This window comes from Streptomyces sp. G5(2025), from assembly GCF_049542075.1.
Taxonomy (GTDB): Bacteria; Actinomycetota; Actinomycetes; order Streptomycetales; family Streptomycetaceae; genus Streptomyces.
The window spans coordinates 3,348,335-3,375,297 of sequence record NZ_JBMUZT010000006.1 but is presented as its reverse complement, the minus strand read 5'-3'; the positions used below and the strand labels follow the sequence as shown (position 1 = coordinate 3,375,297).

Here is a 26,963-nt window from a genome sequence, read left to right as displayed (position 1 = left end):
ATGACGGCCCGTCAGATCCAGGACCGGCCGCCGGACCCGGGGGAGGAGCCCGCCGATGGACGCCGCCTTCAGCGCGGAGCAGGACGAGATCCGCCGCACCCTTCGCGAACTGATCACCAAACGCTGCGGGCCCGACGACGTCAAGGCCGCCGCCCGCACGCCCGCCGGGCACGACTCCGCCCTGTGGACCGCCCTCGCCGAACAGCTCGGCCTGCCGGGGCTCGCGCTGCCCGAGGCGTACGGGGGTGTCGGGTGCACGGCGGCGGAGCTGGCCCTCGGCTGCGAGGAACTGGGCCGCGCCCTCGCCCCCTCCCCGCTGCTGGCCACCGCCGTCCTCGCCGCCCCGCTGATCCTCGCCCTCGGCACCGAGGAGCAGCGCGCCGCCCACCTGCCCAGAATCGCCGCGGGGGAGCTGACCGCCGCGCTCGCCGTACCCGGCACCGGGCTCGCCACCGCCCTCGGGCTCGTCGGCGACAACTCCGGGGACTGGTCCGGCGGGGGCCGCGCGGGCGGCGTACAGGCCAAAGCCAGTGACGGGACGTGGCGGCTGTACGGGCAGGCCGAGCAGGTGCTCGACGGGCACAGCGCGGGGCTCCTCGTCGTCGCCGCGCACACGGGAGGCTTCGCCCGCTCCCGCACCCTCCTCTTCCTGGTACGCGAGGACACGCCCGGCCTGGCGCGGACCCGGCAGACCTCCCTCGACGAGACCCGCACGCAGGCGCGCGTCGAACTGCGCGACGTACCGGCGGAGTTGCTCGGAGGAGTTGCCTGTGACGTGCCGGGCGCGCTCGCCTCCGTCGGGGACGTCGCCGCCACCGTGCTCGCCGCCGAGGCCGTCGGCGCCGCGGACCGCGCGCTGGAGCGGACCGTCGAATACGTCGGCCGACGCGAGCAGTTCGGCCGGGCGATCGGGTCCTTCCAGGCCGTCAAGCACCGCCTGGCCGAGGTGTACGTGCAGGTCCAGGCCGCGCGCTCGGCCGCGTACTACGCGGCGTGGGCGGCCGGGGCGGAGGCCGCCGGGTTCGGCGGGCAGGGCGCCGAGCGGGCCGGCGCCCTCGCGCTCGCGCAGGGGCTCGACGCGCTGCGGACCGCCGCGTCCGAAGCCGTACAGCTGCACGGCGGCATCGGCTTCACCTGGGAGCACGAGGCGCACCTCTACTTCAAGCGGGCCTCCGGCGACGAGCTGCTCTTCGGTCCCGCGCACCGCCTGCGCGCGCGGGCGGCCGATCGGGCCGGGTTGTTCGAGGCCGGGGCTCTCCGGGACGGGGAGGCCGTCTGATGCCGTCCGGACCGCGTCCTGCGCGGACGACGACCGGGCTGCGCCTGATGCGGAAGCTGTCGTCCACCCGCGCCTTCGCCAAGGCCGCCCCGCACGTCATCCCCGCGATGGACCGCGCCGTGCACCGGCTGACCCGGGGCAAGGTGCTGCCGAGCGCGCGGATGCTGCCCGGCCTCGTCCTGACGGCGCGCGGCGCGAAGAGCGGACTGCCGAGGCGTACGCCGCTGGCGTGTATGCCCGACGAGGGGAGCGGGCGCGGGTGGGTGCTGATCGGGTCCAACTTCGGGCGGTCCGGCCACCCCGCGTGGACCGCGAACCTGCTCGCCCAGCCGGAGGCCTCGGTCAGCTGGCACGGCGCGGACATCCCGGTCCGGGCACGGCTGTTGACGGGGCGGGAGCGGGCGCAGGTCTGGGAAGCGGCGCTCGCGTTCTGGCCGCCGTACGCCATATACGAGTCACGGGTGGACCGGGAGATCAGACTCTTCCGCCTGGAGCGGCGTGAAGGAGGGGGCGGCGCGCGGCGGGACGGGCGCGGAGACCGCGACGGTGGATCACCTGAGTGATCCGCCGTCGGGCTGACAGGATGGGGAGGCGCGCCCCTCGGGGCGGGCGTCGGAACTACTGCGTCACTACTGCGTCGCTGCTGCCCAGCTACTGCGCCGAGTGGACCTCACTACTGCGTCACTACTTCGTCGGCTTTTTGCCGGTGACGCCCAAATGCACCAACATGGCCAGGTTGGGCTTGAGTTCGGCCTGCTTGACGCCCCACGTCTGGAAGCCGCGCTGGTGCGAGGCGACCGCCGCCAGCATCGCGACGATCGACCCCGCCATGGCCGCCGGGCTGACGTCCTTGTCGACCTTGCCCTTGGCCTGGAGCTCCTTGACGGTGTCCGTAAGGGAGTTGTTGACCGAGTTGAGGATCTTCATCCGGATCTTGTAGAAGCGCTTGTCGCCCTCGGCCGCGCCGAGGTCGACGACGCGGAGGATCGCGTCGTTTCTGCGCCAGAAGTCGAGGAAACCCTCGACCAGCTCCTGGGAGGTCTGCCAGCCCGCCTTGCCGACCCACGACCTGCCTTCGAGCAGCCGGGTCAACTCCGCGCCGTCGGCCGCCATTTGCTCGGCGATCTCCAGGACGGCACCCTCGACGTCCGGGAAGTACTGGTAGAAGGTCGCCGGTGAAGTCCCCGCCTTCCGGGCCACGTCGATGACTTTGACGTCCCGATAGGGCGAGGAGGTGAGCATCTCGCTGAGGCAGTCGAGCAGCTTCTGACGCGTCGCCTGACCGCGCCGACCGGCCACACGGCCGTCGACGGTACGTACCTGTCCTGTCATGCCGTCAGCTTACCGAGGGGTGATCGGAGCGCGATTCGGCCGACTGCAAATGGGGTTGGGGCCCGTGCGGGCGGACGAGGGGGACTCCGTAAGGGCCGATCAGGTGTTCGAATGTGTGCGCTGCGGGTGCCGTGCCGGGCGGTTAGCTTGACGACATGGACTACGCAGAGCAGGACACAGGGGGCGGATACGCGGAGGGCGAGCCCTGCTGGGTCGACGCGATGCTCCCCGACGTCGAGGGCGGCAAGCGGTTCTACGGCGAGCTGTTCGGGTGGACCTTCGCCGCGGGCCCCGCGGCCGCCGGGGCCCGCGGTGGGGCCACGGGGCCGGAGTACGGGCAGTACACCCCCGCGTACAGCGACGGCCTGCCCGTCGCCGCGCTCGCGCCCAAGGCCGACGGCCGCATGCCCACCGTGTGGACCGTCTACCTCGCCACCCCCGACGCCGCCGCGCTCGCCGAGCGCGTCCGGCGCGCGGGCGGCTCCATGGTCCGCGAGGCCATGCCCGTCGGCCCCCTCGGGACGCTGGGCCTCGCCGCCGACCCCGAGGGCGCCGTCTTCGGGATCTGGCAGGGCGGCACGCACCCGGGCTTCGGCAAGCAGCGGCAGCCCGGCTCGTACTGCTGGACGGAGGTCTACTCGCGGGACAAGGACCGGGTCGACCCCTTCTACGAAGGCGTCTTCGGATACGGCGGCTTCGACCTCGACCTCGACGGCGTCCCCTTCCGCACCTGGTCGCCGCCCGGGACCCGGGCCGGGCCCGAGACCGCCATCGGCGGACGCAGCCTGATGTCCCCGGCCACCGACCGCTACAGCACGCCCGAGACGCCCCCGCACTTCCTCGTCTACTTCAACGTCACCGACGCCGACGCGACGGCCGCGGCGGTGACCCGGCTCGGCGGACGCGTACAGCTGCCGCCCCATGACATCCCGTACGGACGTATCGCGGTGCTCAGGGACAACCAAGGGGCGACCTTCGCTGTCCTACAGGACTGAGGAGGACTGAGGAGGACTGAGGCCGGGCCCGAGGCAGGACTGAGGCCGCCGCCCAGGGCGGCGGTCATGGGTCTTTTGTCCCGGGAAACCCCCAGACACCCCCAGACACCCCGAGACACCCCGATCCCGCCCCGGGTTCGCCACGGCCGCCTCGGACAGGAAGAATCAGGGTGCGTGCCGCCGTAGCGGCTCGGGTGGTGAGACGCTGCACGGGGCTGTCTTCTTCGGCGGCCGCGTACGGGGAGGTGGCAGGGCAAGTGGTGGATCAGCTGACGCAGCACGATCCGAGGCGGATCGGCCCGTTCGAGGTCCTCGGCAGGCTGGGCGCCGGTGGCATGGGCCTGGTCTATCTCGCGCGTTCCGCGTCGGGACGGCGCGTGGCGATCAAGACGGTGCGGACCGAACTCGCCGAGGACCAGCTGTTCCGTGTCCGCTTCACGCGCGAGGTCGAGGCGGCGCGCGCCGTGTCCGGCTTCTACACGGCCGCCGTGGTGGACGCCGACCCGCGGGCCGCCGTGCCGTGGCTGGCCACGGCGTACGTTCCCGCGCCCTCCCTCGAAGAGATAGTGAACGAACACGGGCCGCTGCCCACCCAGGCGGTGCGGTGGCTGGCGGCGGGCGTGGCCGAGGCCCTGGAGTCCATCCACGGCGCCGGCCTGGTCCACCGTGACCTCAAGCCGTCCAACGTCCTCGTCGTCGAGGACGGCCCGCGCGTCATCGACTTCGGCATCGCGTCCGGCGTCTCCAACACCCGCCTGACGATGACCAACGTCGCCGTGGGCACGCCCGCGTACATGTCACCCGAGCAGGCGAAGGACTCGCGCAGCGTGACCGGCGCGAGCGACGTCTTCTCGCTGGGCTCCACGCTCGTCTTCGCCGCGACCGGGCACGCCCCTTTCCACGGCGCCAACCCCGTCGAGACGGTCTTCATGCTGCTCCGGGAAGGCCCGGACCTCGAAGGACTCCCGGACGAGCTGCGTCCGCTGATCGAGTCCTGCATGCAGATGGAGGCGGCGCTGCGGCCCAGCCCCGCCGACCTCCAGGCGCAGCTCGCCCCGCACCTCTTCGCCTCCGAGAGCCCCGGCAACGACGACAGCGGCACGGCCTCCGCCTGGCTGCCGGAGCGGGCCGTCGCGCTCATCGAGGCCCGCAGGAACGGCCGGCCCCTGCCCGGGTCCCGGCCACCGCCGGACGCGGCGGCGGCCGGGGCGCCGCTCCCGCCCCCGCCCCCGCTCCCGCTTCGGCGCCGGTCGCCGCGCCGCCGCCCCCGCAGCAGCCGCCGCCCGCGCCGTCCCGGCCGCCGTTCGCGGCCACGCCCGACGCGGGGCCCGTACGGCTCGCCGGGGCGAAGGTGCCGATCGGGCCCGGACCGCGCGTCGCCGACTCCCGCGCGGCCGCCGCGCCCGGTGACCACGGGCTCGCCGCGTCCTGGTCGCGGTCCTCGACGCCCAGGACCGGGGCCAACGGCGCCGCCCCGCAGGCGCCCGCCGTGCCCGCGCCCGCCGCGGCGCCGGACGCCGGGGCCAAGACGTGGCGGCCGTGGCGGTTCCGGATGTCCAACGACGTGTGGGGCACGCCCGCGGTCGCCGGGAACCTCGTCTACGTCACCTCCTTCGAGGTCCACGCGCTGGACGTCGCCACCGGCCGCCGCAGCTTCAAGACGCGGGACGTCGCCTGGTCCATGGCGGTGGCCGACGGCCGTCTCCACGCCTCCGACGGCCCGACCCTCTACGCCCTCGACGGCGCCGACGGCACCGACCTGTGGCGGTTGCAGACCGACGCCTGGGTGTACTCCCTCCAGGCCGCCCGCGGCACGGTCGTCACCGGTACGCGCGGCGGCGGCGTCCAGGCCTGGGAGGCCGCCAACGGCGAGAAGCTCTGGGAGATCACCGGCGCGCAGACCGACTTCGAGACCCCGGAGGCCGGGCCCGCCGTGTTCGACGGCACGGTGTACGTCTGGAAGGACGCGCGGCTGCGGGCGCTGGAGGCCCGTACGGGCGAGGAGCGGTGGTCGTACCCCGTGGGCGACGCGGCGTCCTGCGGCGGGGTGCCCGTGCGGGTCACCCAGGCGCAGGACGGCCACGTGTACGTCTCCGCCGGCACCCGCGTTCTGGCCATCGACGTGGCCGCCGGGCATGTGCGGTGGCACTTCGAGGCGCCCGCCGCGTTCCTGTGCCCGCCCGCGTTCGCGCCGGGGCCCGCCGTCACGGGCGGCGGGGTGTACCTCGCCGACTACCTCGGGACGGTGTACGCGCTCGACGCCACGGACGGCCGTGACCGCTGGCGCATCGCCACGGAGTCCCGCTCCTCCATCGAGCCCGTCCTCGTCGCGGACGGCCACGTCCACGTCGGCAGCGGCAAGGGGCTCTACACCCTGGACGCCGTGACCGGCACCCCGAAGTGGCGGTTCCAGGCCGGGGGTGAGGTCGTCGGCACGCCTGTCGTCGCCGACCGGCGCATCCACTTCGGCTCCACGGATCACTTGCTGTACACGTTGAAGGCCGACGACGGGCGGCTGCGGTGGAAGCTGGCGACGGGCGGGGAGATCACGGGGGCGCCGGTGGTGCGGGACGGGGTCGTGTACGCGTGCAGCAAGGACCGCTGTGTGTACGCGTTGGACGCGGAGCGGGGGACGGGGACGGCACCGCGGTCGTAGGGGTGGGCCCCCTGCCCTCTGGCGCCCTGTAGCCGGGGCCGGGGGTTCTCGGGTGCGGGCCGTATCCGCTCTACGCCGCCGCTCCGCGGCGGACGCCTCCCACCCACCCACCCGACACCCGGCGGCTGCGACCGCCGCCGTAGGAGCGGGGCGGGGTGCGGTGGGGAGGGGCGGTGCTGGTGGCTGGACGGGACGTCGTGCCCGGCACTCAGCCGCTGCGACCGTCGTCGTACAGGCTCGGGCGGGAGCGTGCTCGGTACTCGGCGGGTGCCACTGTCGCCGTAGGGGCTGGGCGGGGTCGTGCTCGACGCTTGGCGGCTGTGAAGGTCGCCGTAGCGGCCGGCACCCGGCGGCTGCCATAGCCTGTCGACGCAGGGGCTCGGCGGGTCGGGTCGCGCCCAGCACTCGACGGCTGCGACCCCCGCCGCGAAGTCTCGGCGGGGGCGTGCCCCGCCCTCAGCCGCTGCGACCGTCGCCGTACGGGCCCGGCCGGGGCTCCTCCGTGGGGTGTGGGGAGCGGTTGTGGAGGCGGCGGGCGCTGAAGCGGCGCGGCTTCGGTTGAGGGTAGGTGGCGTCGTCGGGCGGGCCCGTGTCCCGTACCCGCGTCCGGCCCGCCATGAGCGCCGCCGCGAGGAGCAGGAGGATGCCGCCGCCCAGTGCGCCGAGGACGCCGAGGCCGAGGCCCGAGCCGTCGCCGGAGACGGAGAGGCTGCCCGCCGCCTGGCCCTGGCGGACCATCCACAGCACCGTGAAGCCGAGCACGACGACGCCCGCGAACGCCACCGGCAGCCGGGACCGCAGCAGCAGTCCCGCCAGCGTCACCAGCGCCGCGAAGGCGAAGGGGAGGAAGAGCGAGGCGAAGAGTTCCGCGTGGGCGGCCGTGATGCCGCCGCCCGAGAAGAGTTCGGAGAGGCGGAAGTGGCGTCCGAGACGGCCGTCGTACCAGGCTCGGAAGGGGCTCCATACGGCGGCCGTCGCTCCGATGAGAGCGAGGACCGTCCCGAGGACGTTGCGGACCATGCCGGGGCCTCCTCTCACGATGGACGCTACGCCGGGTGCGCCCCCGCCGCCACCGCCGCCACGTGGCGGTACTCGCTCACCTGGCGGGCGGGTCACCGGGTGCGGAAGCCGCGGCCCCGCCGTGCCCCGAACAGCTCCGCCTGCCGCTCGGGCGGCAGGTTGCCGAGGGCGATCAGATGGGGCGCGTGCGCCAAGGCCTGCGCGCGGGCGGCCTCCTTCGCCGACCAGAGGGCCCTGACCGTGCCCTGTACCGCCTCGGTGGGGTAGGACGCGATGGTCTCGGCGGCTCGTACGGCCGCCCCCACCGCGCCGCCCGGCGGGGTGACCTCGGAGACCAGGCCGGTCTCGTACGCCCTGTGCGCGGAGAGCCGTTCGGCCGTGCCCATCAGCGCCGTCCTGGCGACCTCGCCGAACGGCATGCGCTGCGCCATGTGGATCGTCTCGAACGCGCTGACCATGCCGTAGGCGGTGTGCGGGTCGAAGAACGTGGCGTGCTCGTCCGCGACCAGGAACTCGGCCTCGCCCAGGAGGTAGAAGGCGCCCCCGCACGCCATGCCGTTGACCGCGGCGATCACCGGCTTCCAGAGGTCGTTCGCCTTCGGGCCGATCGTGAGGAGCGGATCGTCGATCGTGTAGGGGGAGTCCGGCTGCGGCACGTGCGCGGCGCGGTCGATGCCCGTGCAGAAGGCCTGGTCGCCCGCGCCGGTCACCACGATCGCGCGTACCGAGTCGTCGTACCGGAACCGCCGCCAGGCCGCGGCCAGTTCGGCCGCCGTCGCCAGGTCGATGGCGTTGTGCCGCTCCGGGCGGTCCAGGGTGAGGACCGCCACGCCCGTGTCCTTGTCGGCGCTGGTCCGCAGCGCGCCCGCCGGTGTCACGGCCGCTCCAGGACCCAGCGCGGCACCGTCATCCCGGCCACCTCCGCGAAGACGGCCTGCACCTTCGCGCCGATGCGCAGCCTCGCGGGGTCGACGGAGTTCAGCGGGGCGTCGGGGGCCGCGACGAGGTTGCCGACGAGGCGGATGCGCGGGGCGTCGGCGAGCTCGACGACGATCGCGTTGTACGGGGCCTGCGCGGCGTAGGCGGGGAGGAGGGGCGGGTGGGGGACGACGTAGGACCAGATGCGGCCGCGGCCGCTCATCCTGCGCCACTCGCTGTCGAAGGACTGGCAGTGGGGGCAGCAGGGGCGGGGCGGGAAGCGGAGTTCCGCGCAGCCGGGGGCCGCGCAGGCTTGTACGCGGAGTTCGCCTCGGGCGGCGTAGTGCCAGAAGGGGGCGCCGTCGTCGTCGATGGTGGGCGTCAGGAGGGGTTCGGCTTTCGCCGTCGCGTCTGCCATGGGCGGGTTCCTTCGCGGGTGCGGGCGGGCTGTGGTTGCTCGCGCAGTTCCCCGCGCCCCTTAGTGGGGGCGCGTCTGCCGTGTGGTGTCTGTTGTCGGGTGCGGGATCGTTGTGGTTGCTCGTGTTCGCGCGGCGGAGCCGCATATTGATACAGCCCCGGGCCCCTTAGTGGGGGCGCGTCTGCCGTGTGGTGTCTGTTGTCGGGTGCGGGATCGTTGTGGTTGCTCGTGTTCGCGCGGCGGAGCCGCATATTGATACAGCCCCGCGCCCCTTACGGGGCGCCCGTACGGCCCCTTACGACGCCCTCAGCAGCAGCGCCGACGTCGGGACGCCCTCGCCCGCCGTCACCAGGCACGTCGCCGCGTCCGGGACCTGGGCCGTCGAGGTGCCCCGCAGCTGCTTGACGCCCTCGTTGATGAGGTTGAAGCCGTGGACGTACGCCTCGCTGAGGCCGCCGCCCCCGGTGTTGATGGGCAGCCGGCCGCCGCTCTCCAGGGCGCCGCCCTCGGTGAACGCGCCGCCTTCGCCGCGCCCGCAGAAGCCGTAGCCCTCCAGGGAGAGCGGGATGAGGGGCGTGAACGCGTCGTAGATCTGGGCGACGTCCACGTCCTCGGGGCCGAAGTCGGCCTGTTTCCACAGGTGTCGGGCGGCCGTCCAGGCGGGCCCGGAGAGCGGGTCGTCGTTCCAGTAGTTGACCATGCCGTGGTGCTGCGCGGGCAGGCCTTGCGCGGCGGAGTGGACGTACACGGGTCTGGTACGGCAGTCGCGGGCCCGTTCGGCCGACACGACCACGCACGCCAGCGCGCCGTCCGTCTCCAGGCAGTTGTCGAAGAGGCAGAGCGGTTCGCTGATCCAGCGTGACGTCATATACATGTCGCGGGTCAGCGGGCGGTCGTACATCATCGCGGCGGGGTTCTGGTTGGCGCGGTTGCGGCAGGCGAGCGCGACGTTGAAGAGGTGGTCGCGGGTGGTGCCGTACTCGTGCATGTGGCGGCGCGCGAGCATCGCGATCTCGTCGACGGGGCGGAGCAGGCCGAAGGGGCGGGTCCACTGGGCGGGGGTGGGGAGCTGGACGGTGGTGTTCTTCCAGGGGCGGGGGCCGCTGCCGCGTTTGCGGGAGCGCCAGGCGATGCCGACACTCGCCCGGCCGGTGGCGATGGCGGAGGCGAGGTGGCCGACGGTCGCGCAGGAACCGCCGCCGCCGTAGCCGACCTTGCTGAAGAACGTGACGTCACCTGCGCCGATGGCCTTGGCGACCTCGACCTCGTCGGTCTCCTCCATCGTGTACGAGGCGAAGGCGTCCACCTCGGACGGCGCGATGCCCGCGTCGTCGAGCGCGGCGAGGATCGCCCGGCACGCCAACGTCTTCTCACTGTCGGGGAGTTGTTTGGCAAAGAGGGTCTGGCCTATCCCGACGATCGCTGTAGCGTCCTTGAACGAGGGCATGGGAAACGGCACCTCCGGGAGACGGGGAACTGACCGGTGCCCGCCGGCGTCCGGGCGGCTGACAGCACGTCAGGCTACCGGTAATCTGACGGGTAGTCAGCTACTGCGGTGGGAGGGGCTTGCGATGCGCGGCGACCTGCGGTGGGGCAGTATCCCGGGGCTGGTACGGGCGGCCGCCGAGCGGTACGGCGACCGGGAAGCGGTAGTGGAGGGCCGCACCCGCCTCTCGTACGGACAGCTAGGACGGCGCGTGGAGCACGCGGCGGCCGCCTGCGTCGCGAACGGCGTCGAGCCGGGCGACCGCGTCGCCGTCTGGGCGCCCAACACCCTCGACTGGATCGTCTCCGCACTCGGCGCGGTCTCGGCGGGCGCCGTCCTCGTCCCGCTGAACACCCGCTTCAAGGGCGCGGAGGCCGCCTACGTCCTGGCCCGCAGCCGCGCGAAGCTCCTCTTCATCACCGGCACCTTCCTCGGTACCTCATACGTCGCCTCCCTGCGCCGCGCGGCGGCCGACGGCACGGGAAGCGGGCCGCTGCCCGGCCTGCCGCACCTGGAGCAGGTGGTCGTCCTCTCCGACGACGCGCCGACGGGCTTTCGCACCTGGAAGGAGTTCCTGGCGAGCGGCGACGGCGTGGACGCGGCGGCGGTCCGCGCGCGGGCGGAGTCGGTGGACGGGTCCGCCCCCTCGGACATCATCTTCACCTCCGGCACCACCGGCCGCCCCAAGGGCGCCGTGATCACCCACGCGCAGACCCTGCGCTGCTACGACGTGTGGAGCGAGCTGGCGGGGCTGCGCGAGGGCGACCGCTATCTGATCGTGAACCCCTTCTTCCACACCTTCGGCTACAAGGCGGGGATCATCGCCTGCCTGACGCGGGGCGCCACGATGGTCCCGCAGCCGGTCTTCAGCGTCGACACCGTCCTCGCCAACGTCGCCGCCGAACGCATCTCCGTCCTGCCCGGCCCGCCCACCCTGCACCAGGCGATCCTCGACCACCCCACGCGCGGCCGGCACGACCTGTCGGCGCTGCGGCTCGTGGTGACGGGCGCGGCGGTCGTCCCCCTCCGGCTGGTGGAACGGCTGCGCTGCGAGCTGCGGGTGGGCACGGTCCTGACCGCGTACGGCCTCTCGGAGGCGAGCGGCGTCGTCACGATGTGCCGGCGCGGCGACCCGCCCGAGGTCATCGCCTCGACGTCGGGCCGCGCCCTACCGGACACGGAGGTACGGGTGGTCTCCCCGGCGGGGCGGACGCTGGCGCCGGGCCATCCCGGCGAGGTCCTCGTCCGCGGCCACCACGTCATGCGGGGCTACTTCGAGGACCCGGCCGGGACGGCCCGCGTGCTCACGCCGGACGGCTGGCTGCGCACCGGGGACGTAGGTGTCCTCGACGAGGACGGCAACCTCCGCATCACCGACCGCATCAAGGACATGTTCATCGTCGGCGGCTTCAACGCCTACCCGGCCGAGATAGAGCAGCTTCTCGGCCTCCACCCCGATGTCGCGGACGTCGCGGTGATCGGCGTCCCCGACGCGCGGCTCGGCGAGGTGGGCAAGGCGTACGTGGTGCGGCGGCCCGGTTCGGTGGTGACGGCGGACGACCTCATCGCCTGGTCCCGGCGGGAGATGGCGAACTACAAGGTGCCGCGGGGCGTCGAGTTCGTGGCGGAGCTGCCGAGGAACGCGAGCGGCAAGGTGGTCAAGGGGGAGCTGCGGGGCGCGTGAGCCAGTCGTAGAACAACAGGGTCAGCCGGCCGCCTCGGCCGTGAGGGCGGCCCGCTCGGCGGCACCGCACTCCACGCAGAACTCATTGCCCTCGGGATCGGAGAGCACGGCCCAGCCGCGGCCGTTGGGCTTCCGCTGGTCGTCGACGAGCCGCGCGCCGAGGGCGATGATCCGCTCGACCTCCTCGTCGCGGGTGCGGTCCTGCGGCTGGAGGTCGATGTGCAGCCGGTTCTTGACGGTCTTGGCGTCGGGCACGGTGACGAAGAGCAGCGTGACGCCGCCGCCCTCCACCAGGGCCTCGGGGTCACCGGGGAAGTCGTCGTCGGCGAGCTTGCCGCCGAGCACCTCGGCCCAGAAGGTGCCCTGGCGGTAGGGGTCGTGGGAGTCGAACGTGAGGTGGCGCACGAGAGAGGTCATGGCGGCACTATTGGTGGTGACGGCGGGCCGTGTCCACGGCTTTACTCGCTCACCGGGCGCTCAGTGGCCCGTAGGGGGTTCGACGCAACCGGTCTCCATGAAGCGGCCGTTCGTCCTGACGCCGTAGTCGGTCTTCTGGACGAATGCGGTGACGCAGGCGCTGTCCCCGACGTAGAGCCCGATCATGGCGCCCTCGGGCGTGACGTTCCGCTCGTCCTCGTTCCGCCCGTCCTCGTTCCGCCCGTACGGCTCCCGCACGTCCGGCTCACCGGCGAGGGAGCTTGCCCTTACGGGTCGTCTTACGGGCCTCGTACCCGAGCTCGCGGGTGAGCGCGGCGCGCACGCTGTCCGGGTCCCACGTCCCGCCCTTCCACAGCCGCTTCAGGACGGGCTCCATCCGGCCGGCCTCGGCCCGCGCGGCCTCTTCGTCGGCGGCGGACATCTCGCCGGGGCGGCGGTGGGCGTTGTTCTCGTTGAGCATGACTGTGCCATTCCCCGGGCCCCGGCCCGAGGCTTCGGCGTAGGCGCAGGCGCGTGCGCGGGAACGGGGCCGAGCGCCGGCTCGGCCCCGTGGGGTGGCGCGGCGGTCAGTCTCTCGGGGACGTCGGTGTGTGGCCGTCCCCCAGGGGCGCCGCGGGCCCGTGGCTGTCCTGTGCGGTGATCGGCGCGTGGGCACCGTAGGGGGAAGCCGGGGTGTGGCCGTCGGCGAAGGCCGGGGGCGCGGCGGCGGCCCCGGCGGCTCCGGTGGCGACCACCGCGGCGCAGGCGACGAGCAACTTCTTGGCGCGACTCATTCGAACTCCTCTGTCGATCAGGCGGACTTCCGACGTCGTGGACCCTACTGACCGGGACGACTGAACGTTCGATTCCGTCCCCGGCCGGGCGTGGCATCGTGCCCGCCCCCCTCCACCCGGACATGCGTCGGCCGCGACGGCTCCCCCTCCGCGCCGCCGCGGCCGATCGATCCCCCGTCGGGATATGAAGCGGTTCAGTCCTTGGGCGGGGCGGGCGTGTGGCCCTCGCCCAGCGTCGTGACGGTGCCGTCCTTGGGCGGAGCGGGCGTGTGGCCCTCGCCCTGCGTCGTGACGGTGCCGTCCTTGGGCGGGGCCGGCGTGTGGCCCTCGCCCATGGTGGTGATGCCGAGGTTCTTGTCGATCTCGCTCATATGTGACAACTCCTTGGGTCAGACCGGGGGTCCGGTAGTGGCTACGCCCGCTCGGCGACTCCCCCGAGGACCGCCGAACGGGCGTACTGGGCCGCTCACCTTAACCACAGGGCCCTCGCGACCCGTCTGCCCCCCGACGCGACGGATCGACTCCATGAGAGTGGCAGCCGCTCATAAACGTTCGATGAACGTCGCCCGGGCGCCGTCAGGTGACGGTGGTGGGATCGAGGAGATTCCTGACCCGAGCGGCTTCCGGCGCGCGCGCTTCCTCAAGGATGGCCAGGGCCTCGCGCCAGCAGGCCTTCGCGCGGTCCAGCTGCGCCAGGTCCGCCAGCGACCGTCCCAGCAGCGTCAGGACGTTGGCCCGCATCCACTCGCCGCCGACGCAGCCGATGGCGAGCGCCTGCTCGGCGTGCTGGGCGGCGCGGGCCGCACGGCCGTCGGCGAGTTCCACCTGGGCGATGCGGTAGTGCGTCGTGCCCTCCCACAGGCGCTGACGGTTCTCCACGAAGATCTGCAGGGCGTCGGTCAGCTGGCCCAGGGCGTCCGCGTGCCGGTTCGCGTCGCTGAGCGCGAGGCCGAGGGTGTACTTGGCGTTGGCCAGGCGGAAGGTGACGCCGAGGTCGGTGTAGATGGTGATGGCCTGCCGGGCGAGGTCGATCGACTTGTGGACGCGGCCCATCGCGAGCAGCGCCCGGGACAGGTTGCACAGGGCGCTGGCCTCGCTGTGGCGGTTGCCGTCGGCACGGAAGGCGTCGATCGCCTCGCGCAGATGCGTCTCGCTGACCGCCGGCCGGTCGATGCAGTTGTTGACGATGCCTTGTTCGTTCAGGGCGTTGCCGGTGGTCCACGGGTCGCGGGAACCGGTGGCGAGCGCGGCGGCGAGCTTCAGCTCGGCGGAGGCGTCGCAGAAACGGCCGACCTTGTTGAGCACTTGGGCAAGGCTCACCCGCGCCCGCCCCTCGGCGAGCGCGTCACCGGCCGCGGTGGCGGCCGCGCAGGCAGCGCGCGTCGCTGTCTCGTACCGGTGCGAGATGGCTCCCGACTCCGCCAGGTCCTTCGCGGCGAGGAGCAGGTCGACCGCCCGCCGCAGCTCCGTACGGCCCAGCGACTGCTGGACGCACGCCAGGATGCAGGAGGCCTCCGCGTGCAGCCAGTCGAAGGCCTTGGTGCCGTCCTCGAAGTCGAGGCCGGCCCGTTCCGTGACCTCCAGGTGGTCCACCGTGCGGTCCCCGGGGCGTTCTATCGCGTAGACCCGGGCCGCCGACGCCAGGTAGAAGTCCAGGAGCCTGGACATCGCCGCGTCCCGTTCACCCGGGGGCTGTTCGTCGCGTTCGGCGCATGCACGCGCGTAGAGGCGTACGAGGTCGTGGTAGCGGTAGCGGCCCGGTGCCGCCGATTCCACCAGGGACGTGTCGACCAGGGACTCCAGCAGGTCTTCCGTGTCCTCCAGGGAGAGGTCGAGGACCGCCGCGGCCGCCGCCAGGGACAGGTCGGGGCCGTCCGCGAGGCCGAGGAGGCGGAAGGCCCTGGCCTGGGGCGGCTCCAGCTGGCCGTAGCCGAGTTCGAAGGTCGCCTTGACCGCGAGGTCGCCCGCCTGGAGCTCGTCCAGGCGGCGCCGCTCGTCCGCCAGCTTCGCGGCCAGCGTCGAGACCGTCCACGTGCGGCGCGCCGCCAGGCGGGACGCGGCGATCCGGATGGCGAGCGGCAGGAAGCCGCACGCCGCCACCACGTCGAGGGCGGCCTCCCGCTCGGAGGTGACCCGCTCCTCGCCGACGATGCGGGTGAACAGGAGCAGCGCCTCCTCGGGGGACATCACGTCCAGGTCGACCAGGTGCGCGCCCGCCAGGTCGACCATGCGCACCCGGCTGGTGACCAGGGCCGCGCAACCCTCCATGCCGGGGAGTAGCGGCCTGACCTGGGCCGCGTCGCGCGCGTTGTCCAACAGGACCAGCACCCTGCGGCCGTCCAGGATCGAGCGGTACAGCGCCGCCCGCTCCTCCAGGGAGTCCGGGATCGCCGAGTCGGCCGTGCCGAGGGCCCGCAGGAACGCGCCGAGGACCGTCTCCGGCTCCGCCGCTCTCGACCCGGCCCCCTGGAGGTCCACGTACAGCTGGCCGTCGGGGAAGTGGGTGCGCGCCACGTGGGCGACGTGGACGGCCAGCGTCGTCTTGCCGACGCCGCCGATGCCCGCCAGCGCCGAGACCGCCATCACGCGGCCCTCGGCGGCGGAGAGGATGTCGCTCAGCTCGTCCACGAACGCCGCCCGGCCCGTGAAGTCGGGGACCGTCGCCGGGAGTTGGGCGGGGCGGACGAGCTTCGCCGTGGGCTCGGGGGAAGGCGCCGAGGGCTCGGCGAGCGCGGGGTCCGCCTGGAGGATGCGCTGCTGGAGTTCCTTGAGGCCGGGGCGCGGGTCGACGCCGAGTTCGTCGGCCAGCAGGCGGTGCGTGTCCGCGTAGACCGCGAGGGCCTCGGCCTGGCGGCCGCTGCGGTAGAGCGCGAGCATGAGCAGTTCGCGCAGGCGTTCGCGCAGGGGGTGGGCGGCGGTCAGGGCGGTCAGCTCGGAGACGGCCTCCGCGTGACAGCCGACCTCCAGGTCCATGTCGAGGCGTGACTCGATCAGTTGCAGTCGCCATTCGTCGAGGCGGGCGCGCTGCGTCTCGGCGTAGGGACCGGGGACACCGGCCAGGGGCTCGCCGTCCCACAGGTCGAGGGCCTGGTTCATCAGCGTGCGCGCCTGGCCGGGGTCGCCCACGCCGCGGGCCTTCTCGGCCGCCGCCCAGAGGTCCTCCGCCCGGGCGAGGTCGAGGGCGCCGTCCGCGACCTGGATCGAATAACCGCCGGATTCGCTGACGAGAACACCGGAAGGCAGCACCTTCCGGAGCCGGGACGCGTACGTGCGTACCGCGGCCAGTGCCTGCGAGGGCGGCTCCTCGCCCCAGAGGGCGTCGATCAGCTCCGAGGCAGTGGCCGTGCGGCCGTCCCGCAGCAGGAGGGCCGCCAGCAAGGCCCGCTGCTGGGGCGAACCGGTCGGGAGCTGAGCCGTGCCGTGCCACGCGCGCACCGGGCCGAGCACGCTGAAGCGTGACGCCCGGACCTCGGGGGGTGCCCCTCGGTCCGTCCCCCGGGGGTGTTCCCCGAGGCCGGACGCCACTGCTCCGGTACTCGCGGTACATCGACCATCGCTCCCCCTGCCGCCCTGCCGTTCCCAAGTCCTGCCGGTCGCGGGCCTGCCCTGCCCGCGTCGTGCCTTCTTCGGTCATGCCTCGGACGGGCCGCGGCCCCGCTTCGGGCGGCCTCGGCCGTGCCTCGGTTCGTGCACCCCGCCAGTTTGCCTTGTCCACGCCGGATGCGTCAGCCGTGGGAGACGGCTCTCACAGGGTCCTCGCACGCCGTTCCGCGTGCCGCCGCGCTCCCGTACACCTCATGAGCCGGCGTACGCCTTGCTGACGGTCCGTCAGATCGGCGCTACCGTGCCTCATATGGAGACCATGGAGAGCGCGAAGACCACGGAGAGCTTCCCGGAGATCATCTCGGTGGACGACCACACCGTCGAACCTCCTCACGTCTGGCGGGACCGGCTTCCGTCCAAGTACCGGGACAGCGGACCCCGCGTCGTCCGCGCCCCGCTGAAGGAGATGACTTTTCTGGGCGGGAAGTTCACTCCGGTGATGGGGCGAAAGGGGGACGACGGGCCCATCGGCGACTGGTGGGTGTACGAGGACCTGCACCGGCCCCTGACCCGCCTCGACACGGCGGTGGGCTACGACCGGGACGAGATCAAGCTGGAGGTCATCACCTACGAGCAGATGCGCCCCGGCTCCTTCAGCGTGCCCGACCGCCTCGCCGACATGGACGTCAACCACGTCCAGTCGGCCCTCTGCTTCCCCACCTTCCCGCGCTTCTGCGGTCAGACCTTCACCGAGGCGAAGGACCGTGAGCTGGGGCTGCTCGGCGTACGCGCGTACAACGACTGGATGGTCGAGGAGTGGTGCGGCCCCGAGGCGCACGGCCGCCTCATCCCGCTCGCCCTCATCCCGCTGTGGGACCCCGAGCTGGCCGCCGCCGAGGTGCGGCGCAACGCCGCGCGCGGGGTGCGGGCGGTGGCCTTCTCCGAGATCCCGCCGCATCTGGGGCTGCCGTCCATCCACACCGACGCGTGGGACCCCTTCCTCGCGGCGTGCGACGAGACGGGGACGGTCGTGGCCATGCACATCGGCTCCTCCAGCAAGATGCCGTCGACCTCGGCGGACGCGCCGCCGGCGGTCGGCTCCACGATCACCTTCGCCAACTGCTGCTTCTCGATGGTGGACTGGCTGATGAGCGGCAAGTTCGAACGCTTCCCGAACCTGAGGATCATGTACGCGGAGGGGCAGATCGGCTGGATCCCGTACATCCTGGAGCGCGCGGACGTGGTGTGGGAGGAGAACCGGGGCTGGGGCGGGGTCGCGGAGAAGGTGCACCGGCCGCCGTCGGAGCTCTTCGCCGAGCACGTCTTCGGTTGCTTCTTCGACGACGCGTTCGGCCTGCGGAACCTCGACGCCATCGGGGTCGGGAACGTGCTCTACGAGACGGACTACCCGCACTCGGACTCCACTTGGCCGAAGTCGCGGGAGGTGGGGGAGGCGCAGATGGGGCATCTGGAGGCGGGGGTCGTGGAGCGGATCGTACGGGGCAACGCGATCGGGTTGCTGGGCCTGACGGAGGCGGGGCTCTGGCCGGGGGCGTGACCCCTTGGGAGGTGGTTGTACGGGCCGTTCGCCCCGGGCGGTGACTGCTCTGCGCCTACCATCGGAGCAGGGCAACCGGAGCGAACGCACTGGGGTGATCGTGAGCAGCTGGGCGGATCTGACGAACGGCAAGCGCATCAAGCATCTGCGGGGCGGCGATCTCACCCAGCAGGGGCTTGCCGAGGCGGCGGGGCTCTCGCTGGCCCTGGTGCAGAAGGCGGAGCAGGACCGGGGGGAGCTGTCGATCGGCTCGTTGCTGAAGCTGGCGCACGCGTTGAACACGGACGTGTCGGTGATTCTGGGGCAGCAGGCGCCGCGGCGGGGCATGAGTCAGGGCACGCGAGCCGCGCTGCGACGGCTCTCCGAGGCAGTGCATGACAGCGCCCTCGGCGACTGGGACGGCCTCGGCGACCCGAGCACGCTGTCCGAGCTGTCGAGCGTGCAGGAGCGGGTGAGTGCCGCCTATTGGCGGGGCGACTTCGTGGAGGTGAGTGAACTCCTCGCCAGGGTCCTGCTCGAAGGGACCGCCCGGTTCGGGCAGGCGACGGGGTATGAACGTGAACAGCTGGCTGCGGTTCTCACCAGCGCCTACCAGTTCGCCTCTTCGAGCGCGATGCTGCTCGGCCAGCGGGACCTCGCGTTCAGCGCGCTCACCTCCGCGCGGCACATCGAGGCGAGCGCGGGAGACGCCGTACTGGCCGCGATCACACAGTCCACCCTGTCCTGGCTCCACCTTCGGAGCGCCAAGGCTCCCCAAGCCGTTGCCGTCGCGGAGCGTGCCGCACTGCGCATCGAGCCGTCGTTCAGCAGGTCTCCGCGACCCCAACTCCTGGCGTACGGACGTCTGATGATCAGCGCGGCGGTGGCCGCGTCCCGACGAGGTGACGGCGTATTGGCAGACGACTTCCTGTCGCAGGCGCACGCGGCTGCGGCTCGACTCGGTCGGGACGAGACCGTGTACGGCACGCATTTCGGCCCGACCACCGCGAACACCGAGGCGGTCGGCATCGCCGTCGCGCTGGGGAACTACGGAAAGGCCCTCCAGCTGGCGGGGCGCACCGAGTTGCCACGTTTCATGCCGAAACTCGCCCGCAATCGCTACAAACTCGACGTCGCTCTCGCGCAGTGCGCGGCCGGTCTCCACGACCGGGCGGCGGAGACGCTGATCGAGGTGGGCCTCGACGCCCCGGAGTGGGTCAAGCACCAGGCACTGCCGGGCGTCATCGGCAAGCGCCTCGCCAAGGTGTCCACGGCGCGCGTGCGGCACATCAGCGAACTCATCGGCGTACCGCTGATCGCTTAGGTCCGACGGAGCGTACGAGCGGGGGCCGGGGGACCTCGGCCGCCCCTATAGACCATCTCTTCACTGTAGGTGCTCGGTTGGGCACGATGTGTGCATGGTCAGTACCGAAGACGAGCCGCGGCGGAGCGGTAACCGCACAGGGCGAACCGGCGGCGAGCTGAAACGGCGACGGGCGCTGGCGGACGCGGCGGCGGGAATGGTGCCGGACGCGTCCCATATGCCGGAGGAGCCCGGGCGGATCGGACGGTTCCGCTGCGTGATCTACGTGTGCGGCGCCCCGCAGGCGGACATCACGGGGCCCCGCACCGAATGCACGGAGTACGCCGAGGCGTTCGGGTGGGAGATCGCCGAGGTGATCGAGGAACGCGCGGGGCTGCTGCCGCCGCAGGGGAGGGACGGGCTGGGGCGCGCCCTGCGGCGGGTGCGCCGCGGGGAGGCGGGGGCGGTGCTCACGGCGTGCCGCTCGATGATCTCCTCCGTCCGGCAGGAGTACGAAGAGCTGGCGGGTGAGATCGAGAAGGCCGGGGGTTCCTCCACGTCGCGGGCGGGCCGCGCGCCGAGCGGCCGACGACGTGATCTTCGTCCCGGCCATGGCGCGTCAGTGGCGCGACGCGTGGCCGCTCGTCGCGCGGACCGACGACGGGAATGGGTGGCTGACCGGTTCCTGCTGGCTGTACTGCCGACGCCGGGACGTGCGAGTGCTGTGGATCGGCTCGGTGACCACGCCGGGCGCGACGGGCGACCTGTACGGCTGCGGCCCGTGCGTCGCGGAACTCGCCCACATGACCCGCACCCAGGCTCACGACCGGGACCGGGATCGGGGCCGACCCCCGGACTACCCCGCACGGCCCGCCATGCGTACCCGTGCGCGGCGGGCCCCTCGGGGAGGCGGGTGACGAGGCCCTTGTCTGACGGGCCGTCAGGCGACACCATGGCCAGCGGCATGCTTGTGACGTGTCGTCAGGTCCGTCGCCCCCAAGGCAGGAGTGGCCACCCATGTCCCCGCCCCCGCAACGGCATTCGTCCCTCGTGTACGGGATGCAGCTTCCCATCCAGTCCCAGAGCTCCCTCTACGCCGAGCCCTGGGAAGTCGAAGCGACCCCCGACGACCTCGTCGAGATAGCCCGCACAGCCGACCGCGCGGGCTTCGCCTACCTCGCGTGCTGCGATCACGTCGCCATCCCCCGCCGCCTCGCCGCCGCCATGGGCACCACCTGGTACGACCCCGTGGCGACCCTCGCCCACCTCGCCGCCGTCACCGAGCACGTCCGCCTGATGAGCCACGTGGCCATCGTGGGGCTGCGTCACCCGCTCCTCACCGCTAAGCAGTACGCCACCCTCGACCATCTCAGTGGCGGCCGCCTCATCCTCGGGGTCGGCGCGGGGCACGTGCCGGAGGAGTTCGAGGTGCTCGGCGTCGACTTCGCGCGGCGCGGGCCGGTCCTCGACGAGACGATCGACGCGCTGCGGGCCGCGCTCGGTCCGGACGAATACCCCGAGCACCACGGCAAGTGCCACGACTTCAGCGGCCTCGGCCAACGTCCCCGCCCCGCCCAGCGCCGCGTACCCCTCTGGGTCGGCGGCTCCTCGCCCGCCGCCGTCCGCCGCGCGGCGACCCGGGGCGACGGCTGGCTGCCGCAGGGCGACCCCCGCGACAAGCTGCCCGCGCGGATCGCGCGGCTCAGGCGGCTGCGGGAGGAGGCGGGGATCGAGGAGCCGATCGTCGTCGGCGCGATCACCGAGGCCCTGTACATCGGCGAGCCGAGCTGGCCCGTCGGCCGCCGGACGCTCCACGGCGGGCCGGACGCCATCGCCGAGTCGCTGCGCGCGTACCACGCGATCGGCGTCGACCAGATCCAGGTCCGCTTCCGCAGCCGCGGCCGGGCCGAACTCAGCGACCAGATGCAGGCGTTCGCCGCCGAGGTGGCCCCCCACCTCAACCCGTGACCATCACCCCGTCGACCGAGGAGCACCCCCATGGGCAAGCTGGACGACCGCGTAGTCATCGTGACCGGCGCGGCGCGCGGGCAGGGTGAGCAGGAGGCGCGGCTGTTCGCCGCCGAGGGCGCCAAGGTCGTCGTCGCGGACGTGCTCGACGCGCGGGGCGAGGCCCTCGTCAAGGAGATCGGCGAGGAGCGGGGGCGGGGCGTGGCGGCCTACGTCCACCTGGACGTGGGCCGGGAGGAGGACTGGCAGGTGGCCGTGGCCACCGCCAAGGACACCTTCGGCAAGGTCGACGGGCTCGTCAACAACGCCGGGATCCTCCGCTTCAACGAGCTGGTCAGCACCCCTCTGGAAGAGTTCCAGCAGATCATCCAGGTCAACCAGATCGGCTGCTTCCTCGGTATCCGCACCGTCGCCCCCGAGATAGCGGCGGCCGGCGGGGGCACCATCGTGAACACCGCCTCCTACACGGCCCTCACCGGCATGGCGTACGTCGGCGCGTACGCCGCGACCAAGCACGCCATCCTCGGCCTCACGCGCGTCGCCGCGCTGGAGCTGGCCGGGAGGAACATCCGCGTCAACGCCGTGTGCCCGGGAGCGGTCGACACCCCCATGACCAACCCCGCGCAGCTGGACCCGGCGGCCGACCCGGAGGCGGCCCGCGAGGCGGTGGCGGAGCTGTACAAGAACCTGGTGCCGTTGGGGCGGGTCGGCAGGCCCGAGGAGATCGCGGCCCTCGCGCTCTTCCTGACCGGGGACGACTCGTCGTACATCACCGGCCAGCCCTTCGTCATCGACGGCGGCTGGCTGGCCGGCGTCAGCGTTATCTGACGGCACGTCACCTATTGACGCCCCGCCCGCCCGATGGAACAGTCGACGCATCCCAAACTGACGGGCCGTCAGAAAGGACGCGCGGTGTACGAGTCCGGCCCGTCAGAACCTCACGAGGACGGTGAACCTCCTTGGAATTCGGTCTCTTTGTACAGGGATACGTGCCCGCCGCGCGGGCCCAGGTCGACCCCGAAGCGGAGCACAAGGCGCTCATCGAGGAGACCGAGTACGTCATCCAGGCGGACAAGTCCGGGTTCAAGTACGCCTGGGCCTCCGAACACCACTTCCTGGAGGAGTACTCCCACCTCTCCGCCAACGACGTCTACCTCGGCTACCTCGCCCACGCGACCGACCGCATCCACCTCGGCTCGGGCATCTTCAACCCCCTCGCGCCCGTCAACCACCCCGTGAAGGTCGCCGAGAAGGTCGCGATGCTCGACCACCTCTCCGAGGGCCGCTTCGAGTTCGGCACGGGCCGCGGCGCCGGTTCGCACGAGATCCTCGGGTTCATGCCGGGCATCACCGACATGAACCACACCAAGGAGATCTGGGAAGAGACCATCGCCGAGTTCCCCAAGATGTGGCTCCAGGAGGAGTACGCCGGTTTCCAGGGCAAGCACTGGTCCCTGCCGCCGCGCAAGATCCTGCCCAAGCCGTACGGGAAGTCGCACCCGGCCATGTGGTACGCCGCCGGGTCCCCCTCCTCGTACGCGATGGCCGGGAAGAAGGGGCTCGGGGTGCTCGGGTTCAGCGTGCAGAAGGTGTCCGACATGGAGTGGGTCGTCGAGTCGTACAAGTCGGCCGTCAAGGAGGCCGCGGCGATCGGCGACTTCGTGAACGACAACGTCATGGTGACGTCCACGGCCATCTGCGCCGAGACGCACGCCGAGGCCGTCGAGATCGCCGTCGGCGGCGGCCTCAACTACCTCCAGTCGCTGCTCTTCCGCTACCACGACACCTTCCCGCGCCCCGAGGGCATCCCCGAGTGGCCCGAGCTGCTCCCCGCGTACAGCGAGGAGATCATCGAGCTGCTCATCGCCGAGGAGCTGATGATCTGCGGCGACCCGGACGAGGTCTTCCGGCAGTGCAAGCGGTGGGAGCAGGCCGGTGCCGACCAGCTCAGCTTCGGGCTGCCGATCGGCATCACGCCCGAGGACACGATGAACACGATCAAGCTGATCGGCGAGCACGTGATCCCGAAGATCGACACGGACCCCGTCCACCGCACCACGCGCTTCCGGCAGGCCGCCGGAGCGTGACCCTGAAGCCACCCCGGCCTCCCCTCCCGGACGGAGGCCGGGGTTCCAGCACGCCCGCAAGCAGTCGGCCTCTCCGCCACAGGACCGCGCAGGCTTCTCCGCCACAGGACCGCGCAGGCCCCGCGGTCACCGCACCGCGCAGGCCCCGCGGTCACCGCACCGCACAGGCCCCGCAGCCGCAGGACCGCGCAGGCCCCGCAGCCACAGCCCGCACAGGAAGGGACCCCGCCATGCTCGACCACCTCATCCGCTCGGCGACCGTCGTGGACGGCACCGGCGCCCCCGCCCGCGTCGCCGACGTCGGCATACGGGACGGACGCATCGCCGTCCTCGCCGCACCGGGAGCCGGAGCCGTGTCCGAGGAGGCCCGGACCAGCGAGGACGCCCACGGCCTGGTGCTCGCCCCCGGGTTCGTCGACCCGCACACGCACTATGACGCGCAGCTGTTCTGGGACCCGTACGCCACTCCGTCCCTCAACCACGGCGTGACGACCGTCGCGGGCGGCAACTGCGGGTTCACGCTCGCGCCGCTGCACCCGGGCCGCCCCGAGGACGCCGACTACACGCGGCGGATGATGTCGAAGGTCGAGGGCATGTCCCTGGTGTCGCTGGAGGAGGGCGCGCCCTGGACGTGGAGTTCGTTCGGGGAGTACCTCGACGCCCTGGAGGGGCGGATCGCCGTCAACGCGGGTTTCATGGTGGGCCACTGCGCCCTGCGGCGGTACGTCATGGGCGCGGACGCCGTCGGCGGGCAGCCGACCCCCGCCCAGCTGGAGGAGATGCTGCGCCTCTTCCACGACGCGATGGACGCGGGCGCCTGGGGCCTGTCCACCACGCAGTCCTCCACCCACTCCGACGGCGACGGACAGCCGGTCGCCTCCCGCCACGCCCGCCCCGACGAACTGCTCGCCCTCTCCCGAGCCGTCGCCGAGCACGAGGGCACGCAGCTCGAAGCGATCGTCGCGGGCTGCCTCGACCAGTTCAGCGACGCCGAGATCGACCTGTTCGTCGAGATGAGCGCGGCCGCCGGGCGGCCCCTCAACTGGAACGTCCTCACCATCGACGCCGCCGTCCCCGAACGCGTCCCGCGCCAGCTCGTGCCGAGTGAACGCGCCCGCAAGGCCGGCGGCCGCGTCGTCGCCCTCACCATGCCGATCCTCACCCCGATGAACATGTCACTCGGTACCTTCTGCGCCCTCAACCTCATCCCCGGCTGGGGCGACATCCTCGGCCTGCCCGTGCCCGAGCGGATCGCGCAGCTGCGCGATCCCGCCGTGCGTGCCGAGATGCTGCGGCGCGCGGACAGCAAGGAGGCGGGCGTCTTCCGCCGCCTGGCCCGCTTCGACCGGTACGTCATCGGCGACACGTACTCCACGGCGAACGAGGGCCTCACCGGCCGCGTCGTCGCCGACATCGCCGCCGAACGCGGGCAGGACCCCTTCACCTGCCTCGTCGAGATCTGCGCCGCCGACGGGCTGCGCACCGTCCTGTGGCCGATGCCGACCGACAACGACCCCGACTCCTGGGCCCTGCGCGCCGAGACCTGGCGGCACGAGGACGTCCTGCTGGGCGGCTCCGACGCGGGCGCGCATCTGGACCGCATGTGCGGAGCGCCGTACACGACCCGTTTTCTCGGCGACTGCCTGCGCGGCCGCAAGCTGGTCGGCCTTGAGCAGGCCGTGAAGATGCTCACCGACGACCCCGCCCAGCTCTTCGGGCTGCGCGAGCGCGGCCGGATCACCGAGGGCCACCACGCCGACCTCGTCCTCTTCGACCCCGAGCGGATCGACGCGGGCAAAGCCACCCTCGTCCACGACCTCCCCGGCGACAGCCCGCGCCTGGACTCCAAGGCGATCGGCGTCAACGCGGTCTGGGTCAACGGGGTCGAGGTCATCCGCGAGGACGTCGTCACGGGTGCGGTGCCGGGCCGGGTGCTGCGCTCCGGCCGCGACACGAGGACGGTGAGCACCAAGTGACCGGGGCGCGGCGGCTGTTCATCGGCGGCGAGTGGGTCGAGCCCGACGGCGGGCACCACGAAGTGATCGACCCGGCGACCGAGGAGGTTGTCGGCCTCGCGCCCGAGGCGAGCCGCGAGCAGGTGTACGCGGCGGCCTCCGCGGCCCGCGACGCCTTCCCGGCCTGGTCCCGCACGTCCCCCGAGGAGCGGGCCGCGCTCTTGGACCGCGCGGCGGGCATCCTGCACCGCGACATCGCCGCGCACACCGAGCTCGCGCGTGCCGAGACCGGCGCGACGACCGCCACGGCGCGCGGTATGCAGGTCGCCGTGGCCGTGTCCCGCTTCCAGCGGTACGCGAAGGGCGCGCTGGAGCCGGTCGAGTCCGCCCTGCCGCCGCAGATCGCCGAGGCGGGGCCGATGGGACCGGCGGCGGTGACGGGTGCGGTAGCCGTGCGCCGGCCCGTCGGCGTCGTCACCTGCATCACCTCGTACAACAACCCGTGGGCGAACCCGGCGGGCAAGGTGGCGCCCGCCCTCGCCATGGGCAACACCGTCGTCGTGAAACCGGCGCCGCAGGACCCCTTGTCCGTGTACGCGATGGCCGCCGCGCTGGAAGAGGCGGGCGTGCCGCCCGGCGTCGTCAACGTCGCCTCCGGCACGGACACCGCCGTGGGCGAGGCCGCCGTGGACTCGCCGGACGTCGACATGGTGAGCTTCACCGGTTCGACGGCGGTCGGGCAGCGCATCGGCGAGGTCTGCGGCCGCGCCATGAAGCGGCAGCTGATGGAGCTGGGCGGCAAGGGCGCGGCGATCGTCTTCGACGACGTGGGCGAAGAAGGGGCTCGACGCGGCGGTGGCCGGCATCGGCACGACGTTCTCTTTCTACAGCGGCCAGATCTGCACGGCCCCGACCCGCGTGATTGTCCAACGGGGTGCGTACACACGCCTGGTGGAGAAGCTGGCGGAATACGCCGGGTATCTGAAGGTCGGCGATCCGGCCGAGCCGGGCACGGTGGTCGGCCCGGTGATCTCGGCGGCACACCGCGACCGCGTCGAGGCGTACGTCGAGGTCGCGCGCAAGGAGGGAGCACGCGTCGTCACGGGCGGCGAGCGCCCGGCGCTCCCGACCGGCTTCTACGTCGCCCCGACACTCCTGGCCGACTGCACCCCCGACATGCGGGTCGTCCGGGAGGAGATCTTCGGCCCGGTGGTCTCCGTCGTCCCCTTCGACGCCGCGACACCGGAGGAGGCGGAGGAAACGGCGATCACCCTCGCCAACGACAGCGACTACGGCCTCATCGACTACGTCTGGTCCGCCGACATCGCCCGCGCCTTCCGCGTGGCCCGCCGCCTCCGCACCGGCGGCGTGGGCGTGAACACGATCGGCCGCAACATGGAGGCCCCGTTCGGAGGCTTCAAGAAGAGCGGCGTGGGCCGTGACGTCGGCTCGTACGCCCTGCACGCGTACAGCGAACTCCAGTCGATCGTGTGGCCGGGCGGCTGAGCGTCCTGGTGGGGGCGCCCACCCGCCCCCACCGAGCTTGGCCTGCCGTCGCCGGCCGGCCGACG

Annotated in this window: 22 protein-coding genes and 3 pseudogenes; 13 read left to right on the top strand and 12 right to left on the bottom strand. The window is 72.7% G+C overall.

Features of this window, described 5'->3' with window-relative positions; all coding sequences use genetic code 11:
• The first annotated feature begins 55 nt into the window (after positions 1–55).
• Both ACOBQB_RS26030 and ACOBQB_RS26025 read left to right on the top strand, forming a co-directional pair.
• Positions 56–1,279 (top strand): acyl-CoA dehydrogenase family protein, encoded by a 1,224-nt coding sequence (locus tag ACOBQB_RS26030; protein WP_423594774.1) that lies wholly within the window; start codon positions 56–58, stop codon positions 1,277–1,279.
• Positions 1,279–1,842: a nitroreductase family deazaflavin-dependent oxidoreductase gene (locus tag ACOBQB_RS26025; RefSeq protein ID WP_423594772.1), complete on the top strand. Its 564-nt coding sequence runs from the start codon at positions 1,279–1,281 to the stop codon at positions 1,840–1,842. Before ACOBQB_RS26030 ends, ACOBQB_RS26025 begins: the two co-directional genes overlap by 1 nt.
• 121 nt (positions 1,843–1,963) lie before the next feature.
• Here ACOBQB_RS26025 and ACOBQB_RS26020 read toward each other — a convergent pair whose 3' ends face one another.
• A complete protein-coding gene (locus ACOBQB_RS26020) occupies positions 1,964–2,611 on the bottom strand; it encodes a TetR family transcriptional regulator (RefSeq protein WP_423594770.1) in 648 nt (215 codons plus the stop codon).
• A 155-nt stretch (positions 2,612–2,766) separates the two neighbouring features.
• Between ACOBQB_RS26020 and ACOBQB_RS26015 the strand changes: the two genes are divergently transcribed.
• Together ACOBQB_RS26015 and ACOBQB_RS26010 are read left to right on the top strand one after the other, a co-directional pair.
• A complete protein-coding gene (locus tag ACOBQB_RS26015; RefSeq protein ID WP_423594768.1) occupies positions 2,767–3,606 on the top strand; it encodes a VOC family protein in 840 nt (279 codons plus the stop codon).
• A gap of 257 nt (positions 3,607–3,863) precedes the next feature.
• Positions 3,864–6,262: pseudogene (locus ACOBQB_RS26010) on the top strand (PQQ-binding-like beta-propeller repeat protein).
• A 456-nt stretch (positions 6,263–6,718) separates the two neighbouring features.
• On the opposite strand, the gene ACOBQB_RS26005 reads toward ACOBQB_RS26010, so the two are convergent.
• The 4 genes from ACOBQB_RS26005 to ACOBQB_RS25990 form a co-directional block, all read right to left on the bottom strand.
• On the bottom strand, positions 6,719–7,282 hold the full coding sequence (locus ACOBQB_RS26005) for a hypothetical protein (protein WP_423594766.1): 564 nt from the start codon (positions 7,280–7,282) through the stop codon (positions 6,719–6,721).
• A gap of 92 nt (positions 7,283–7,374) precedes the next feature.
• Entirely contained in the window at positions 7,375–8,160 is a 786-nt protein-coding gene (locus ACOBQB_RS26000; protein ID WP_423594764.1) for an enoyl-CoA hydratase/isomerase family protein, read from the bottom strand.
• The gene (locus tag ACOBQB_RS25995; RefSeq protein WP_423594762.1) at positions 8,157–8,618 is read right to left on the bottom strand and encodes a Zn-ribbon domain-containing OB-fold protein; all 462 of its coding nucleotides are present in this window, start codon (positions 8,616–8,618) and stop codon (positions 8,157–8,159) included. Before ACOBQB_RS25995 ends, ACOBQB_RS26000 begins: the two co-directional genes overlap by 4 nt.
• Before the next feature lie 295 nt (positions 8,619–8,913).
• Complete coding sequence (locus ACOBQB_RS25990) at positions 8,914–10,065, bottom strand: lipid-transfer protein (RefSeq protein WP_423594760.1); 1,152 nt, start codon at positions 10,063–10,065, stop codon at positions 8,914–8,916.
• A gap of 124 nt (positions 10,066–10,189) precedes the next feature.
• Here ACOBQB_RS25990 and ACOBQB_RS25985 point away from each other — a divergent pair, with 124 nt between their 5' ends.
• On the top strand, positions 10,190–11,788 hold the full coding sequence (locus ACOBQB_RS25985) for a FadD3 family acyl-CoA ligase (RefSeq protein ID WP_423594758.1): 1,599 nt from the start codon (positions 10,190–10,192) through the stop codon (positions 11,786–11,788).
• Positions 11,789–11,827: 39 nt separating this feature from the next.
• Here ACOBQB_RS25985 and ACOBQB_RS25980 read toward each other — a convergent pair.
• From ACOBQB_RS25980 to ACOBQB_RS25955, 6 genes and pseudogenes are all read right to left on the bottom strand, one after another.
• A pseudogene (locus ACOBQB_RS25980) lies at positions 11,828–12,205 on the bottom strand (VOC family protein); the annotation flags it as partial.
• 60 nt (positions 12,206–12,265) lie between these two features.
• The gene (locus tag ACOBQB_RS25975; protein ID WP_423594756.1) at positions 12,266–12,463 is read right to left on the bottom strand and encodes a hypothetical protein; all 198 of its coding nucleotides are present in this window, start codon (positions 12,461–12,463) and stop codon (positions 12,266–12,268) included.
• 7 nt (positions 12,464–12,470) lie between these two features.
• A complete protein-coding gene (locus ACOBQB_RS25970) occupies positions 12,471–12,686 on the bottom strand; it encodes a hypothetical protein (protein WP_423594755.1) in 216 nt (71 codons plus the stop codon).
• 106 nt (positions 12,687–12,792) lie between these two features.
• Entirely contained in the window at positions 12,793–12,999 is a 207-nt protein-coding gene (locus tag ACOBQB_RS25965) for a hypothetical protein (RefSeq protein WP_423594753.1), read from the bottom strand.
• 194 nt (positions 13,000–13,193) lie between these two features.
• Complete coding sequence (locus ACOBQB_RS25960) at positions 13,194–13,370, bottom strand: sigma-like protein (protein WP_423594751.1); 177 nt, start codon at positions 13,368–13,370, stop codon at positions 13,194–13,196.
• Positions 13,371–13,575: 205 nt separating this feature from the next.
• The gene (locus tag ACOBQB_RS25955; RefSeq protein WP_423594749.1) at positions 13,576–16,434 is read right to left on the bottom strand and encodes a BTAD domain-containing putative transcriptional regulator; all 2,859 of its coding nucleotides are present in this window, start codon (positions 16,432–16,434) and stop codon (positions 13,576–13,578) included.
• A gap of 418 nt (positions 16,435–16,852) precedes the next feature.
• Here ACOBQB_RS25955 and ACOBQB_RS25950 point away from each other — a divergent pair, with 418 nt between their 5' ends.
• A complete protein-coding gene (locus tag ACOBQB_RS25950; RefSeq protein ID WP_423594747.1) occupies positions 16,853–18,100 on the top strand; it encodes an amidohydrolase family protein in 1,248 nt (415 codons plus the stop codon).
• A gap of 100 nt (positions 18,101–18,200) precedes the next feature.
• Entirely contained in the window at positions 18,201–19,403 is a 1,203-nt protein-coding gene (locus ACOBQB_RS25945; protein ID WP_423594745.1) for a helix-turn-helix domain-containing protein, read from the top strand.
• 261 nt (positions 19,404–19,664) lie between these two features.
• On the opposite strand, the gene ACOBQB_RS25940 is transcribed toward ACOBQB_RS25945, so the two are convergent.
• Entirely contained in the window at positions 19,665–19,940 is a 276-nt protein-coding gene (locus ACOBQB_RS25940; protein WP_423594743.1) for a hypothetical protein, read from the bottom strand.
• A 53-nt stretch (positions 19,941–19,993) separates the two neighbouring features.
• Here ACOBQB_RS25940 and ACOBQB_RS25935 point away from each other — a divergent pair, with 53 nt between their 5' ends.
• From ACOBQB_RS25935 to ACOBQB_RS25910, 6 genes and pseudogenes are all read left to right on the top strand, one after another.
• Positions 19,994–20,299, top strand: a complete 306-nt coding sequence (locus ACOBQB_RS25935) for a hypothetical protein (protein ID WP_423594741.1) — start codon at positions 19,994–19,996, stop codon at positions 20,297–20,299.
• A gap of 142 nt (positions 20,300–20,441) precedes the next feature.
• Positions 20,442–21,350, top strand: coding sequence for an LLM class F420-dependent oxidoreductase (locus ACOBQB_RS25930; RefSeq protein WP_423594739.1), 909 nt, complete (start codon positions 20,442–20,444; stop codon positions 21,348–21,350).
• 30 nt (positions 21,351–21,380) lie between these two features.
• Positions 21,381–22,178, top strand: coding sequence for an SDR family NAD(P)-dependent oxidoreductase (locus ACOBQB_RS25925; protein ID WP_423594737.1), 798 nt, complete (start codon positions 21,381–21,383; stop codon positions 22,176–22,178).
• Between the two features lie 131 nt (positions 22,179–22,309).
• On the top strand, positions 22,310–23,437 hold the full coding sequence (locus ACOBQB_RS25920; protein ID WP_423594735.1) for an LLM class flavin-dependent oxidoreductase: 1,128 nt from the start codon (positions 22,310–22,312) through the stop codon (positions 23,435–23,437).
• Positions 23,438–23,667: 230 nt separating this feature from the next.
• Positions 23,668–25,413 carry an N-acyl-D-amino-acid deacylase family protein gene (locus ACOBQB_RS25915; protein WP_423594733.1) on the top strand — a complete coding sequence of 582 codons (1,746 nt, stop codon included), beginning with the start codon at positions 23,668–23,670 and terminating at the stop codon, positions 25,411–25,413.
• Positions 25,410–26,898: pseudogene (locus ACOBQB_RS25910) on the top strand (aldehyde dehydrogenase family protein). Before ACOBQB_RS25915 ends, ACOBQB_RS25910 begins: the two are co-directional and overlap by 4 nt.
• The last annotated feature ends 65 nt before the right edge of the window (positions 26,899–26,963 follow it).